We start from the raw sequence: 15,099 nt of genomic DNA on the forward strand, positions 1-15,099 counted from the left end.
TCGTATGACGATCGCTCTTCTGGGGCACCTTGCGGGTCATGACGGACACGCTCGTCCCCACAGAGGGTCCCGAGACCAAGCTCAAGCGCAGCGCGACCACGCTGCTGCTCTTCTTCTTCATCGTCGGCGACACCCTCGGGGCGGGCATCTACACCCTGGTGGGCGGGATGGCGGTCGACGTCGGTGGTGCGCTCTGGCTGCCGCTGATCATCGCCCTGGTGCTCGCACTGCTGACCGCGGGCACGTACGCGGAGCTGATCACCAAGTACCCGCACGCCGGGGGAGCCGCCCGCTATGCGGAGCGGGCCTTCGACAAGCCCTACCTGACGTTCGTCATCGGCTTCCTGATGCTGTCGTCGGGCATCACGACGTCGGCCGCGCTGGCCAACGCCTTCGCAGGTGACTACCTGCAGGAGCTGGTCGACCTGCCGGCCGTCCCGGTCACCCTCGCGTTCATCGCCGTGCTGGTCGTCATCAACCTCCGCGGCGTCCGCGAGTCCCTGATGACCAACGTCGTCGCGACCCTGATCGAGATGACCGGCCTGGTCATCATCATCGTGGTCGCCGCGATGGTGTTCGGACGCGGCGACGGCGACGTCACGCGGGTGACGACGTTCGCCGAGGGCATCAGCCCGACGGAGGGCGCGTTCGCGGCCACCATCACCGCGTTCTTCTCCTTCCTCGGCTTCGAGGCCGCGGCCAACATGGCCGAGGAGGTCAAGCGCCCGTCCCGGGCCTACCCCCGCGCGCTCTTCGGCGCGATCCTGACCGCGGGCGCGGTCTACCTGCTGATCGCGCTGGGCGCCTCCATCGTGGTGCCCACCGAGCAGCTCGCGACGTCCGACGGCCCCCTGCTCGAGGTGATCGACGCCTCCGGCGTCGACTTCCCGTCCTGGCTCTTCGCCGCGATCGCCCTGGTGGCCATCGCGAACGGCGCGCTCCTCTTCATGGTGATGGCCAGCCGCGCGACCTACGGCCTCGCGGAGGCCGGTCTGCTGCCGGAGATCTTCGGCCGCGTGGCCGCGACCCGGCGGACGCCGTGGGTCGCGATCCTCGCGGTCGGCGGGGTCACCATGATCATGAGCTTCGTCGGCGACGTGAGCGTGCTCGCCGGGACCACGGTGCTGCTGCTGGTGCTCGTCTTCATCTCGGCCAACGTCTCGGTGCTCGTGCTGAAGAAGGACCGGGTCGAGCACGAGCACTTCACCGCGCCGCGCGTCGTCCCCATCCTCGCCCTGGCGGCGAGCATCGCGCTGCTCACCCAGCAGGACTCCCAGACCTGGATCATCGCCGGCTGCTACGTCGCGCTGGGCTCGGTGCTGTTCCTCATCGCCCGGCACGCCCGCAACCGCGAGCTCGCCGCCGTCGCGGACGGTCCCCTCGACGGCTGAGGAGCCGCCGGCTCAGCAGCACCGACCGGCGGCGGAGTGCTCGCGGTGGTCGGAGCGATGCCGCTCGTAGGCGCGGCGCGACATCGGCTCGCGTCCCTCGGCAGCGCACCGGGCGACGTACCTCTCCCAGCGGGCCTCGCCGGTCGCCTCCTTGAGGTACCAGCGCAGACCCGCCCACCAGCGCGTCACCGCGGTCATCGAGAGCTCCCGGTCATCCGCGAGTCCTCCCACTCGCGCACCGCGCGCTTCTCCTCGGCGGTGGCGAAGAAGTCCGACGGAGCGACGATCGACGAGGGCTCGTGCGGCACCTCGGTCGTCGGGCAGCTGCCCGCCCGCAGCGCCTTGACCCAGACCACGGCGGCGTTGGCGACCACCACGACCACCAGCAGGGCGAACGTGAGCTGGAGGACGCCGTTGGTCGTGGAGTTCGTGATCACCTGGTCCATCTGCCCGGCGTCGGTCGCGGGCGCGAGGACCTCGCCGGCGTCCCGGGCCTCGCGGTAGCGGTCGGCCTGCGCGAAGTAGCCGATCGCGGGGTTGTCGGAGAAGACCTTCTGGTAGCTGGCGGTCATGGTCACGACCAGGTCCCACGCCAGCGGGATGAGCGGCACCCAGACCCACTTCGCCTTGCCGTGCTTGAGCATCAGCGTGACGCAGAGGCACAGCGCGATCGCCGCCAGCAGCTGGTTGGAGATGCCGAACAGGGGGAACAGCTGGTTGATGCCGCCGAGCGGGTCGGTGACGCCGACGTACAGCATGTAGCCCCAGGCGGCGACCACGGCGGCGCTCGCGGTCCACGCAGCCGGCTTCCACGTGGTGTCGCCGAACCTCGGCCAGAAGTTGCCGATGGTGTCCTGCAGCATGAACCGCCCCACCCGGGTGCCGGCGTCGACGGCGGTCAGGATGAACAGCGCCTCGAACATGATCGCGAAGTGGTACCAGAAGGCGGCCAGCCCGCCGCCGAACGCGTCGGTGAAGATCTGCGAGATGCCGACGGCGAGCGTGGGCGCGCCGCCGGTCCGGGAGATCAGCGTCGGCTCCTGTACGGCGGCCGCGGCCTGCGTGAGGGCGTCGGGCGTGATGGAGAAGCCGAGCCCGCCGACGAACTCGGCCGCTGTCCCCGCCTCGCCCCCGGTCACGCCGGCGGGGGAGTTCATCGCGTAGTAGAGGCCCTGGTCGATCACGCACGCGGCGATCAGCGCGCTGATGGCGACGAACGACTCCATCAGCATGCCGCCGTAGCCGACCATCCGGACGTGGCTCTCCTTGGCGATCATCTTGGGCGTCGTGCCCGAGGAGATGAGCGCGTGGAACCCCGAGAGGGCGCCGCAGGCGATGGTGATGAACACGAACGGGAACAGCTCACCCGCGAAGACCGGTCCGGTCCCGTCCATCGCCCACTCGGTGACGTCGACGTTCTCCAGCACCGGCCTCGCCACCACCAGGCCGACCGCCAGGAGCACGATCACGCCGATCTTCATGAACGTCGAGAGGTAGTCGCGCGGGGTCAGCAGCATCCAGACCGGGAGGATCGAGGCGACGAAGCCGTAGACGACGAGGCAGATCGTCAGCGTCTCGTGGGAGAGGGTCAGCGACTCGCCGAGAGCGGTGTCGTCGACCCAGCCGCCGACGACGATCGCCGCGAGCAGCAGCGCGACGCCGATCGCGGTCACCTCCATCACCCGGCCGGGTCGCAGGTAGCGCAGGTAGAAGCCCATGAACAGGGCGATCGGGATCGTCAGCCCGATCGAGAACACGCCCCACGGCGACTCGGCCAGGGCGTTGACGACGACCAGCGCGAGCACGGCGAGGATGATGATCATGATCGCGAAGACGGCGACGAGAGCCGCCGTGCCGCCGATGACGCCGATCTCGTCGCGCACCATCTGGCCGAGGCTCTTGCCGTCGCGGCGCATCGAGAAGAACAGCACCATCATGTCCTGGACGGCGCCGGCCAGGATGACGCCGACGATGATCCAGATCGTCCCCGGCAGGTAGCCCATCTGCGCAGCGAGCACCGGTCCGACGAGGGGACCGGCCCCGGCGATCGCGGCGAAGTGGTGCCCGAACAGCACGCGCCGGTCGGTGACCTCGAAGTCCTGGCCGTCCTGCCTGCGTTCGGCCGGTGTCGCACGGGTGTCGTCGACCCCGAGCACCCGGTCGGCGATGAAGCGCGCGTAGAACCGGTAGGCGATCAGGTACGACGACAGCGCGGCGAACAGGATCCAGAGCGCGGAGATCTGCTCCCCGCGCACGAGCGCGAGCACGGCCCAGCAACCGGCTCCGAGCACAGCGATCAATGTCCAGAGAAGGGCGGAGTGGGGCTTCATGCCCCGGCGTTACCCTGTGCCCTCGATCACACACGTCCCCGCTGGCGGTGCCGAGCGGTCGCCGACACCCGCCCCCACGGGACCGCCGGTTAGGATCGGATGTCCGCAGGCCGCGGGCCCAGTCCGACCCAGCCCGACCGGCCCGACGCCAGGCCCCGACTCCACCCGAGGACGCATCACCCGTGTTCGCCACTCTCTCCGACCGGCTCACCGCGACGTTCAAGAACCTGCGCGGCAAGGGACGGCTCTCCGAGGCCGACATCGACGCCACCGCGCGCGAGATCCGGATCGCGCTGCTCGAGGCCGACGTCGCGCTCCCGGTCGTCAAGGACTTCGTGGCGGCCGTCAAGGAGCGGGCGCGCGGCGAGGAGGTCAGCCAGGCGCTCAACCCCGCCCAGCAGATCGTCAAGATCGTCAACGAGGAGCTCGTCAGCATCCTCGGTGGCGAGACCCGCCGGCTCCGGTACGCCAAGTCCGGCCCGACCGTCATCATGCTCGCGGGTCTCCAGGGTGCCGGGAAGACCACGCTGGCGGCCAAGCTCGCGCTCTGGTTGAAGGAGCAGGGCAAGACGCCGCTGCTCGTCGCCTGCGACCTCCAGCGGCCCAACGCGGTCAACCAGCTCCAGGTCAACGGCGAGCGCGCCGGCGTACCGGTGTTCGCACCCGAGCCCGGCAACGGCGTCGGCGACCCCGTCGGCGTGGCGAGAGCGTCGATCGAGGAGGCCAAGCGCAAGCTCCACGACGTCGTCATCGTCGACACCGCCGGCCGCCTCGGCGTCGACGCCGAGATGATGGCCCAGGCCGCCGGGATCCGCGACGCCGTCCAGCCCGACGAGGTGCTCTTCGTCGTCGACGCGATGATCGGCCAGGACGCGCTGACGACCGCGCAGGCGTTCCTCGACGGCGTCGGCTACGACGGCGTGGTCCTCACCAAGCTCGACGGCGACGCCCGCGGTGGCGCCGCCCTGTCGATCCGCCACGTCACCGGCCGCCCGGTGATGTTCGCGTCGACGGGGGAGAAGCTCACTGACTTCGACGTCTTCCACCCCGACCGGATGGCGTCGCGCATCCTCGACATGGGCGACGTGCTGACCCTGATCGAGCAGGCCGAGAAGGCGTTCGACCAGGAGGAGGCCCTCAAGGCGGCGCAGAAGCTGACCGGTCAGGGCGGCGAGTTCACGCTCGACGACTTCCTGTCCCAGATGCAGCAGGTGCGCAAGCTCGGGTCGATGTCGAGCATCCTCAAGATGCTGCCCGGCATGGGCCAGGTCCGCGACCAGCTCGAGAACTTCGACGAGCGCGAGATCGACCGGGTCGAGGCCGTCATCCGCTCGATGACGCCGGCCGAGCGGGCCAACCCCAAGATCATCGACGGCTCCCGCCGCGCGCGCATCGCCAAGGGCTCGGGCCGCACCGTGTCCGACGTCAACAACCTCGTCGACCGGTTCTTCGAGGCGCGCAAGATGATGATGCAGATGGCCAAGGGTGGCGGCTTCGGCGGCGTCCCGGGCATGCCCGGCATGCCCGGTGCCGGTGGCCCCGGCGGCGGCAAGCGCGTGTCGGCGAAGGCCAAGGCCAAGCAGCAGGCGAAGGGCAAGAAGCGGCGGTCGGGCAACCCGGCCAAGGCGGCGCAGGAGGCGGCCCAGGCCAAGGAGAAGGCGGCCGCGTCCTCGGCGAACCCGTTCGGCCTGCCCGGCGAGGACATCGACTACGAGGCCGCCGCGGCGAACCTCGACCTCCCCAAGGACTTCTCCAAGTTCCTCAAGTGAGACGCCCAGCCGTGCGCGAGCGCAGCGAGCGCGCGGCGTCGGGCGGCCAGGTCGAGTGCCGCCGCGGGTGAGCCCGCGAACCCGCGCAGCGGTGTAGCGAGACCCAGTGAGCCGAAAGGGAGCCATGACCACCGTCCTCGTCGTCGACGGCGCCAACGTCGTCGGCGCGCGACCCGACGGCTGGTGGAAGGACCGGGCCGGTGCGGCCCGCCGGCTGCACGAGGAGCTGCTCGTGGCTGACACCGGCCACGACGTCGTCGTGCTGGTGCTCGAAGGCCAGGCCAAGGGCGGCGTACGGGCCGGCAAGGACGCGCACGTCCGCACGGTGCATGCCGCCAAGGACGGCGACGCCACCATCGTCGCCGAGGCGCGCGCCGCCGCCGCCCGCGGCGACCGGGTGGTCGTCGTGACCGCCGACCGGGCGCTCGACGCCCGGGTCCACGGTGTCGGGGCCACGACCCTCAGCCCGAGCTGGCTGCTCTCCCAGCTCTGACTCGAGGGTCCTCAGGCGGTCGCGCGGTTGACCGCGAGGGTGAGCGCTCCGACCAGCTCGGCCCGCGGCCCGAGCTCGGCCGCGACGACCCGGACGGCCGACGCCGTGTCGGGCTGGGCGTAGCGGTCGATCGCCGAGCGGATGCCCTCGCGCAGGCCGTCCGAGGCGCCGAGGGACCCGCCCACCACGACGACCTCGGGGTTGAGGCTGTTGCACAGGTCGGCGAGGGCCCGGCCGACGACGCGGCCCGCGTCGTTGAGGACCCGGCGGACGCCGGCGTCGTTCTCGCGCTCGAGCTCGAGCACCCGCTCCGTCGACAGCGGCTCGTCGTACGCCGGCCGCAGCACCTCGATCAGCCGGGGTGCGGTGACGAGGGTCTCGAGACAGCCGCGGTTGCCGCAGCGACACACGGCGCCGTCCTCGCCGACCTGGACGTGGCCGATCTCGCCCGCCCGGCCGGTCGCGCCCCGGTGCAGCCGGCCGCCGAGCACGATCCCGGCCCCCACGCCGGAGGCCACCTTCACGAACACGGCGTGCGCGCTCCCGCGGGCGGCGCCGCGGGCGTGCTCGGCGAGGGCGCCGAGGTTGGCGTCGTTGTCGGCGACGACGGGCACCGACAGCCGGCGGCCGAGCTCCTGGGCGGGGGAGACGTCGCGCCAGCCGCTGAGGATCCCGGTGTTGATCCGCGAGGACCGGCGGTCGAGCGGTGCGGGCACGCACATCCCCACGAGCTCGAGGTCGGTGAGGTCGAGACCCTGGCCCGCCACGAGGTCGCAGACCAGCCGTGACGCGTGGTCGAGGGCCCGGTCGCTGTCGGCGTCGACGTCCACGGCGTCGCTGGCCTCGCCGAGGACGGTGCCGGCCAGGTCGGCGACCGCGACCCGGAGGTGCCGGTGACCCAGGTCGACGCCGGCCACCACGCCGGTGCCGGGTGCGAGGGAGACGAGGAGGGGCGGTCGGCCGCTGCCGCCCTTGTGCGGGGTGCCGCGGTCGTTGGTCTCGACCACCTGACCGGCTGCGACCAGGTCCGCGACCAGGGTCGACACCGTCGTGCGGGACAGCCCGGTCGCGCGCGCCAGGTCGGCGCGGCTCAGCGGGCCCTCGGCGGCCAGCAGGGCGACGACGGACTTGCGGTTGGCGGAGCGCAGGCGCTCGAGCGGGGTGGAGGGACTCACGGCGACGCCACGCTATTCGTCCGGTCCTCTGACAAACAAGGGCCCGTTCGCGCTTCTTTACGCATTGACGCGGAGAAAAACCGATCCCTACGTTGAGCCACGGATGTGACCCCCAGCACACGTCCCCGGCCACGCCGGCCCATCTCGGAGAGGCGAACACCGATGTCCCTTCTGCGCGTTCCTGATCGATCCCGACCACGGCGGCTGCGCCTGCCCGCCGTGCTCGCCACAGGAGTCCTCGTCGCGGCCGGCCTCGCGGTCGATGCGGGAGCCGCCGCGTCCGGCGCGCCCGCCGGCGTCGAGAGCGCCGGCGACCGGTTCACCGAGCGACCGGGCCGCGGTGCGCCGTACAAGAACCCCCGGCTCTCGACCGAGCGCCGCGTCGCCGACCTCCTGTCGCGGATGACGCTGGAGGAGAAGGTCGGCCAGATGGCGCAGGCCGAGCGCGCGGACGTGTCCGCCGACCCCGGCCAGATCGCCGACCTGTTCCTCGGCAGCGTGCTGTCCGGCGGCGGCTCGGTGCCCGCCGACAACACCCCGGAGGGCTGGGCCGACATGGTCGACGCCTTCCAGGAGCAGGCGTTGTCGACCCGCCTCGGCATCCCGCTGCTGTACGGCGTGGACGCCGTGCACGGGCACGCCAACCTCAACGGCGCGACCGTGTTCCCGCACAACATCGGGCTCGGGGCGACCCGCGACCCGCGCCTCGTGGAGCGGATCGGCGCGATCACCGCGGAGGAGACCCGCGCGAGCGGGCCGCAGTGGAACTTCTCGCCCTGCCTGTGCGTGGCCCGCGACGACCGCTGGGGCCGCACGTACGAGTCCTTCGGGGAGAGCCCGGTCCTGGCCGCGCGGATGGGCACGATCATCGACGGCCTCCAGGGCAGCCGGCGGGGCGACCTCGACGACCCCGAGCACGTGCTGGCCACCGCCAAGCACTTCGCCGGCGACGGGCTGACCACGTTCGGCACCGGCGAGGGCGACTACACGATCGACCAGGGCATCACCGAGGCCTCCCGCCGTGACTTCGCCCGGCTGGCGCTCTCGCCGTACGTCCCGGCGATCAAGCACCACGACGTCGGCTCGGTCATGCCGTCCTTCTCGAGCGTCGACTGGACCGACGACGGCCTCGGCAACCCGCTGAAGATGCACGCGCACGACGAGCTGATCAACGGCTGGCTCAAGGACAAGATGGACTTCGACGGCTTCGTGATCTCCGACTGGAGGGCGATCCACCAGATCCCGGGTGACTACGCCACCCAGGTGGCGGTGTCGGTGAACGCAGGGGTCGACATGTTCATGGAGCCGTTCTCGGGCGACACCGTCGGCTACCCGCAGTTCATCGAGACGCTGGTCCAGCTGGTCGAGGACGGCACCGTGCCGGAGGAGCGCATCGACGACGCGGTGTCGCGGATCCTGACCGCCAAGTTCGAGCTCGGGCTCTTCGAGGACCCGTTCACCGACCGGCGGCACATCGACGAGATCGGCAGCCCCGAGCACCGCCGCGTCGCGCGCGAGGCGGTGGCGAAGTCGCAGGTGCTGCTGCGCAACGAGGACCGCACGCTGCCGCTGTCGTCGTCCGACGACGTCTACGTCGCCGGGAGCAACGCCGACAACATCGGCAACCAGGCCGGCGGCTGGACGCTCACGTGGCAGGGCGGCTCGACCAACGTGATCCCGGGCGACACCGTCCTCGACGCCATCGAGGACGCCGCCCACGGCGACGTCACCTTCTCCGCCGACGCGTCGGCGCCGGTCCCCGCGGGCGCGCACGGTGTCGTCGTGGTCGGCGAGACGCCGTACGCCGAGGGCTTCGGCGACGTCGGTGGCCCGCGCTGGGGCTGGGACCCCGGCGACGGGGGCGTGCTCCGGCCGGAGAAGACCATGCTGCTCTCGGAGGCCGACACGGCCGCGGTCGAGACCGTCTGCGCCGCCGCGGCCAGCTGCACGGTCCTCGTCGTCTCCGGCCGGCCGATGATCATCCCGCCGGAGCTGCTCGAGCAGACCGACGCGCTCGTCGCCTCGTGGCTGCCCGGCAGCGAGGGAGGGGGCGTCGCGGACGTGCTGTTCGGGAAGCGGCCGTTCACCGGCCGGCTGCCCGTCACGTGGCCGCGCAGCGTCGAGCAGGAGCCGATCAACATCGGCGACGCCGACTACGACCCGCTCTACCCCTACGGCTGGGGCCTGCGCACCGGCCACCGCGGTCACCACCGGTGACCCGTCCACCCGGTCCCCGGCACCCCGGGGACCGGGTGGACTCCGGTCCCAGCTGTGCCGGCGTCCGGTTCAGCCGTCGGCGGTGAACCTGCTGCGGCTCTCGCGCCCCATCGCGCGCCGCACGAGCGCGATCTGCTCGTCGGGCCAGTCCGGGTCCGTCCCCGCGCGGGGTACCGGGTCGCTCGCGGCGAACCACAGGCGCCGGTCGGCGCCGTACACCTCGTCGACGGCCGCGCAGACCTCGGGCGTGAAGACGGACCGCAGCGGCTTCAGCGGGGTCGAGTTGTGGGAGCCCGGGGTGGGCAGCGCGCCGAGTCCGTGCTGCCGCGCGCGCTCGCCCAGGTCGGCGAGGACGCTGTCCATCTCGTCCATCGTGTAGATCCGGCTGAACGGCACCCGCCGCGGCCGGAGGAGGCGCTGCTGTGGCGTGAAGTGCGGGTCGTCGAGGAGGGCGTCGCACTCGCCGGCCGCGAGTCCGAGCGCGAACGCCCGGAACGCGGCCCTGATGTCGGCGCTGCTGGCCGGCGGGTCGGGGATCAGGTGTCGCGGCGTCTTCTCCAGGATCGCGGGCGTCCCGAGAAGGACCTTCTGCTGCCACGACGACCACAGGCGGCTGGCGGGATGGCGGACGACGGCGAAGACGTGCCACCCGTTCGCGGGGTCGATGTCGGCGAGCTCCTCGTCGGAGAGGTCGTGGGGAGCGGGCACCCTCTGCCACTGGCCGCGGTGGTGGATCCGCGATCCGTGGGACTTGCCGGCCGGCGGGCCGAGCCGCGCCAGGTCCTCGCCGCCGAGCTCGGCGAAGATCCACTTGAGTGTGGTGCACGCGGCCTTGGGCGTCGAGACGTACAGCGTCTTCATCTCCGGCAGCACGAACGCGTGCCCCCGGCGCGGGGGAAGCTGGCTGCGGAGCACGCCCGCATTATCGCAGTCGTCGATTGGTAGCGTCGGCGGAGTGAGCCCCCTGCGCTTCTCAGGCCCGGTCCTTCCCGACGGCGAGGTGCGTGAGCTGTTCGTCGTCGACGGCGTCGTCACCTACGAGAAGCCCCTCGGGGCGGAGACGGCGGGGGAGGGCTGGATCGTCCCCGGGCTTGTCGACGCGCACAACCACCTCGGCCTCGAGGACGGCGGCGGCGAGATGGAGCCGGCGGCGATCGAGGCGCAGGCGATCGCCGACCGCGACAACGGCGTGCTGCTGACCCGTGACTGCGGCTCGCCCTCCGACACCCGCTGGGTCCAGGACCGCGAGGACCTGCCCCGGCTGATCCGGTGCGGCCGCCACATCGCCCGCACCAAGCGCTACCTGCGCAACTACGGCCTCGAGATCGAGCCGGGCGAGCTCGCCGACACCGTGGCCGCTGAGGCGGCCGGTGCGGACGGTTGGGTCAAGCTGGTCGGTGACTGGATCTCCCGCGAGAAGGCCGACCTGACGCCGTCCTTCCCGGAGGACGCGGTCGCCGAGGCGATCGCGACGGCGCACCGGCACGGCGCGAAGGTCACCGCCCACTGCTTCGGCACCGACTCGGTCGGCCCCCTTCTCGACGCCGGCATCGACTGCATCGAGCACGGCGTCGGCCTGTCCGAGCACCACCTGCAGCAGATGGTCGACAACGACGTCGCGCTGGTGCCGACCGTGCTCCAGACCAACAAGATGCTCGGCATCGCCGATGCCGGCCGCGAGAAGTACCCCACCTACGCGCGGACCATGGAGGGGCTCCACGCCCGCCGCCGCGACGTGCTGATGGCTGCCTACGAGGCCGGCATCGCGCTCTACGTCGGCAGCGACGACGGCACGAGCGCGCGGCACGGCGTGCTGCACGAGGAGATCGAGGCCATGGCCGACATGGGCCTGCCGGCGTCGTACGTCCTCGCGGCCGCCTCGTGGCGAGCCCGGGCGTGGCTCGGCTGGAACTCCGGCCTCGGCGAGGGCGACCCGGCCGACTTCGTCGTCTACCCGCGCAGCCCGGTCGAGGACCTCTCCGTGCTGAGGTCGCCGACACGGGTCGTGCTCCGGGGCCGCGTCGTCGCTTGATCGGACGGGCCCCCGCGGCCGGACGGCACCGCCCGGGGCCGGTACGTTGTCGGCCGTGGCCGCGACCCCCGAACGACAGCAGAAGCTCAAGAAGGCACGGCAGCGCATCGCCGCCCTCAAGGCCGAGCTCGAGAAGCGAAAGGGGCAGCTGGCTCTGATGCGCCGCGAGCTGGAGGCGCTCCGGACCTTCAGTCTCGACGTGTTCCCCGACCACCGCGTCCCGCCCGACCTCGCCCGGAAGATCACGGCCCTGCGGGAGGACAAGCTGACGTTCCTCGCGCAGGAGCAGCTCGAGTCCCTGGTCTCCTGCGTGCTCGAGACCGAGGCGGCCGGTCGCGACGGGATCCTGATCGAGGCCGGCACCGCCAGCGGGGGCTCGGCGATCGCGATGGCGCTGGCGAAGTCACCCGGGCGGGAGCTCCACGTCCACGACGTGTTCGGCCTCATCCCGGCGCCCGGGGAGCGCGACGGCGCCGACGTGCACGAGCGCTATGCCGCGATCGTCGCCGGGAAGGGCAGCGAGCGGGACGACGACTACTACGGCTACCGGGACGACCTCCTCGGCGAGGTGACCTCCTCGTTCGCGCGCCACGGCGTGCCCGTCGAGGACAACGCGGTGCGGTTGGTGCAGGGCCTGTTCGAGGACACGATCACCGGCGACGAGCCGGTCGCGCTCGCGCACGTCGACGGCGACTGGTACGCCTCGACCATGACGTGCCTCGAGCGGATCTCGCCCCGGCTCGTGCCCGGCGGACGCCTGGTCATCGACGACTACTACACCTGGTCGGGCTGCCGCACCGCGGTCGACGAGTACTTCGCCGGCCGGCCCGGGTTCCGGGTGGAGATGCGGGCCAAGGTCCACGTCGTCCGCGAAGGCTGACTCGATTTCTGCCCCGCGGGCCGCCCGTGGCAGACTTTCCCCTTGAGTTCTGTGCCGTCGGGACCCTCTCTACCCGGCAGCCAGCGCCCATCGGGCCGTGACGCCGGTGTTCCCCACCTGGTCGGAGCGTCCCACCCACCACAAGTTCTCAAGGAGACACCACAAACGTGGCCGTCAAGATCCGTTTGAAGCGCCTGGGCAAGGTCCGGGTGCCGCAGTACCGCATCGTCGTCGTCGACTCCCGCAAGAAGCGGGACGGTCGCGTGCTCGAGGAGATCGGCACCTACCGCCCGAAGGAGGAGCCCTCGTACATCGAGGTGACCTCCGACCGCGCGCAGTACTGGCTGGGTGTCGGCGCGCAGCCGACCGAGGCCGTTGCCCGCATCCTCGAGATCACCGGCGACTGGCAGAAGTTCAAGGGCCTCCCGGGCGCCGAGGGCACCCTGAAGGTCGCTGAGCCGAAGCGCGACAAGCTCGAGGTCTTCAACGAGGCGCTCAAGGAGGCTCAGAACGAGCCCAAGGGCGCCGCGGTGACCACGAAGAAGAAGGCAGAGCCCAAGGTGGAGGAGGCTCCCGCCGAGGCGCCCGCCGCCGAGGAGGCCCCGGCCGAGGCGCCCGCCGAGGAGCCGGCCGCCGAGGCTGCTGCCGACGAGAAGCCGGCCGAGACCTCGGAAGAGGCCTGAGCCCATGCTGGCGGAGGCGCTGGAGCACCTGGTCCGGGGCGTCGTCGACAACCCCGACGACGTCGTCGTCCGCGACAAGCAGCTGCGTCGCGGCTCGATCCTCGAGGTCCGGGTCCACCCCGACGACCTCGGCAAGGTGATCGGCCGGGGCGGCCGCACGGCGACCGCCTTCCGGACCGTGATCTCCGCGCTCGGCGGCAGCGGCACCCGCGTCGATTTCGTCGACACCGACCGGCCTGGCCGACGCTGATCCAGCACCACTGACGGGCGCTGCCACAATGGCGGCGCCCGTCAGCGCATTTTTCGAGAGGGAACCCGTGGAGACCATCGAGCTCGTCGTCGGCCGGATCGGGAAGCCGCACGGCATCCGCGGTGAGGTGACGGTCGACGTCCGCACTGACGAGCCGGACCTGCGCTACGTCGCCGGCGCCCGGCTCCTGGCCGCGCCGCCGAAGGGCTCGGCGTTCCCGCACCGCGAGCTGACGGTGGCCCGCACCCGCTGGCACCAGGGCGTGCTCCTCGCGACGTTCGAGGAGCTCGGCGACAGGAACGCCGCGGAGGCCGCGCGCGGCGTGCTGCTCCGCGCCGCCGTACCTCTGGACGAGACGCCGGAGGACCCCGAGGAGTTCTACGACCACCAGCTGATCGGGCTCGCGGCGTACGACGTCGACGGCACCCGCCTCGGCGAGGTCACCGGCCTGGTCCACGGCGCCCAGGACCTGCTCCAGGTGCGGACCCCCGACGGCCACGAGGGGCTGGTGCCGTTCGTGACAGCGCTGGTCCCGGAGGTCGACCTGGCGGCCGGAAGGGTCGTGATCGCCGACCGGCCCGGCCTGGTGACGCCGCTGCCCGAGGACTCCTGATGCGGCTGGACTACCTCACGATCTTCCCCGACTACCTCGCGCCGCTCGGGCTCTCGCTCCCCGGCAAGGCGGTCGAGAGCGGGCTCCTCGAGGTGCACGTCCACGACCTGCGGCAGTGGACGCACGACCGGCACCGCACCGTCGACGACACGCCGTACGGCGGCGGCGCCGGCATGGTGATGAAGCCGGAGCCGTTCGGCGAGGCCTTCGCCGAGCTCGGCGTCGGCGCGGGCACCACGGTCGTGTTCACGACGCCGTCGGGCGAGCCGTTCACCCAGGCGCTCGCCGCGGAGCTGTCGACCCGCGAGCGCCTGGTCTTCGCGTGCGGCCGCTACGAGGGCATCGACCAGCGGGTCATCGACCACGCCCGTGACCTCGCCGAGGTGCGGGAGGTGAGCCTCGGCGACTACGTGCTCAACGGGGGAGAAGTCGCCGCCCTGGCGATCACGGAGGCGGTGGTCCGGCTGCTGCCGGGCTTCATGGGCAACGCGGCGTCGCTGGTGGAGGAGTCGCACGCCGGCGGCCTGTTGGAGTACCCCGTCTACACCAAGCCTCCCGCCTGGGAGGGCCGCGAGGTCCCCGCGGTGCTCCGCTCGGGCGACCACGGCGCGATCGCGGCCTGGCGGCGCGAGCAGGCGCGGCGCCGTACGGCCGAGCGCCGGCCGGACCTGCTCGCCCCTTCCGCGCTCGAGGACGGCTCCCCGATCGTGCCGGCGGTGCCGGGCGACGCCCCGGAGCTGCTGGTGCTGCAGCGGGCCTGCTGGGTGCAGGAGGCGATCTCCAACCCCGAGCTCGGCGTCGGCGAGATCCCCGCGCTGGTCGAGACCCTCGAGGAGATGGCGGCGCGGATCCGCGATCCCGAGGTGCGCCTCTCCGTCGTCCGGCGCGGCGGGCGGATCGTGGGCTCGGTCACGGGCCGGCTCGATGGCGACGTGTGGTGGATCAGCAGGCTGATGACCGCGCCCGACGTGGAGGGCGAGGGGATCGGGCGGTCGCTGCTCGAGCACGTCGAGGCCCTCGCGCCGGCGGCAGCGGCGTCGTACGCCCTCTACACCGGGGCGGGCAGCGAGCGGAACCAGCGCTTCTACAAGAAGGCCGGCTACCGGATGCGGCCCGATCTGGACGGGCCGCTGGGGACCGTCATGCTGACGAAACGGCGACGCCGCGCACCCGAAAACCTGTAACACCCGGGAAACACGGCCTGACTTTAGACGAAACGACGCCTCGTCAGGATTCCGGGAGACGGGGGCCAGCAACGAAGCGGTC

At 72.0% G+C, this 15,099-nt stretch carries 14 protein-coding genes; 10 read left to right on the forward strand and 4 right to left on the reverse strand.

Features of this window, described 5'->3' with window-relative positions; all coding sequences use genetic code 11:
* The first annotated feature begins 38 nt into the window (after positions 1 to 38).
* The gene (locus tag HNR19_RS07385) at positions 39 to 1,391 is read left to right on the forward strand and encodes an APC family permease (protein ID WP_179667309.1); all 1,353 of its coding nucleotides are present in this window, start codon (positions 39 to 41) and stop codon (positions 1,389 to 1,391) included.
* A gap of 12 nt (positions 1,392 to 1,403) precedes the next feature.
* On the opposite strand, the gene HNR19_RS07390 is transcribed toward HNR19_RS07385, so the two are convergent.
* Both HNR19_RS07390 and HNR19_RS07395 read right to left on the reverse strand, forming a co-directional pair.
* Entirely contained in the window at positions 1,404 to 1,589 is a 186-nt protein-coding gene (locus tag HNR19_RS07390) for a YbdD/YjiX family protein (protein WP_179667310.1), read from the reverse strand.
* Positions 1,586 to 3,721, reverse strand: a complete 2,136-nt coding sequence (locus tag HNR19_RS07395; protein WP_179667311.1) for a carbon starvation CstA family protein — start codon at positions 3,719 to 3,721, stop codon at positions 1,586 to 1,588. Before HNR19_RS07395 ends, HNR19_RS07390 begins: the two co-directional genes overlap by 4 nt.
* Positions 3,722 to 3,903: 182 nt before the next feature.
* On the opposite strand from HNR19_RS07395, the gene ffh reads away from it, so the two are divergent.
* Both ffh and HNR19_RS07405 read left to right on the forward strand, forming a co-directional pair.
* Positions 3,904 to 5,490 carry a signal recognition particle protein gene (gene ffh / locus HNR19_RS07400; RefSeq protein ID WP_179667312.1) on the forward strand — a complete coding sequence of 529 codons (1,587 nt, stop codon included), beginning with the start codon at positions 3,904 to 3,906 and terminating at the stop codon, positions 5,488 to 5,490.
* A 124-nt stretch (positions 5,491 to 5,614) separates the two neighbouring features.
* Complete coding sequence (locus tag HNR19_RS07405; RefSeq protein ID WP_179667313.1) at positions 5,615 to 5,983, forward strand: NYN domain-containing protein; 369 nt, start codon at positions 5,615 to 5,617, stop codon at positions 5,981 to 5,983.
* Between the two features lie 11 nt (positions 5,984 to 5,994).
* Here HNR19_RS07405 and HNR19_RS07410 read toward each other — a convergent pair whose 3' ends face one another.
* Positions 5,995 to 7,158, reverse strand: a complete 1,164-nt coding sequence (locus HNR19_RS07410) for an ROK family protein (protein ID WP_179667314.1) — start codon at positions 7,156 to 7,158, stop codon at positions 5,995 to 5,997.
* Positions 7,159 to 7,320: 162 nt separating this feature from the next.
* Here HNR19_RS07410 and HNR19_RS07415 point away from each other — a divergent pair, with 162 nt between their 5' ends.
* Entirely contained in the window at positions 7,321 to 9,375 is a 2,055-nt protein-coding gene (locus HNR19_RS07415; RefSeq protein ID WP_179667315.1) for a glycoside hydrolase family 3 protein, read from the forward strand.
* 69 nt (positions 9,376 to 9,444) lie between these two features.
* On the opposite strand, the gene HNR19_RS07420 is transcribed toward HNR19_RS07415, so the two are convergent.
* On the reverse strand, positions 9,445 to 10,290 hold the full coding sequence (locus HNR19_RS07420) for a sulfotransferase family 2 domain-containing protein (protein WP_179667316.1): 846 nt from the start codon (positions 10,288 to 10,290) through the stop codon (positions 9,445 to 9,447).
* Between the two features lie 40 nt (positions 10,291 to 10,330).
* On the opposite strand from HNR19_RS07420, the gene HNR19_RS07425 reads away from it, so the two are divergent.
* From HNR19_RS07425 to trmD, 6 genes are all read left to right on the forward strand, one after another.
* Positions 10,331 to 11,407, forward strand: coding sequence for an amidohydrolase family protein (locus HNR19_RS07425; protein WP_179667317.1), 1,077 nt, complete (start codon positions 10,331 to 10,333; stop codon positions 11,405 to 11,407).
* 55 nt (positions 11,408 to 11,462) lie between these two features.
* The gene (locus tag HNR19_RS07430) at positions 11,463 to 12,287 is read left to right on the forward strand and encodes a TylF/MycF/NovP-related O-methyltransferase (RefSeq protein ID WP_179667318.1); all 825 of its coding nucleotides are present in this window, start codon (positions 11,463 to 11,465) and stop codon (positions 12,285 to 12,287) included.
* A 167-nt stretch (positions 12,288 to 12,454) separates the two neighbouring features.
* The gene (gene rpsP / locus HNR19_RS07435) at positions 12,455 to 12,970 is read left to right on the forward strand and encodes a 30S ribosomal protein S16 (RefSeq protein ID WP_179667319.1); all 516 of its coding nucleotides are present in this window, start codon (positions 12,455 to 12,457) and stop codon (positions 12,968 to 12,970) included.
* Positions 12,971 to 12,974: 4 nt separating this feature from the next.
* Entirely contained in the window at positions 12,975 to 13,220 is a 246-nt protein-coding gene (locus tag HNR19_RS07440) for an RNA-binding protein (RefSeq protein WP_179667320.1), read from the forward strand.
* Between the two features lie 67 nt (positions 13,221 to 13,287).
* Positions 13,288 to 13,833, forward strand: coding sequence for a ribosome maturation factor RimM (gene rimM, locus HNR19_RS07445; protein ID WP_343047096.1), 546 nt, complete (start codon positions 13,288 to 13,290; stop codon positions 13,831 to 13,833).
* Positions 13,833 to 15,017, forward strand: coding sequence for a tRNA (guanosine(37)-N1)-methyltransferase TrmD (trmD, locus tag HNR19_RS07450; protein ID WP_179667322.1), 1,185 nt, complete (start codon positions 13,833 to 13,835; stop codon positions 15,015 to 15,017). Before rimM ends, trmD begins: the two co-directional genes overlap by 1 nt.
* Positions 15,018 to 15,099 lie beyond the last annotated feature (82 nt).

The sequence above is a fragment of the Nocardioides thalensis genome, from assembly GCF_013410655.1.
Lineage (GTDB): Bacteria > Actinomycetota > Actinomycetes > Propionibacteriales > Nocardioidaceae > Nocardioides > Nocardioides thalensis.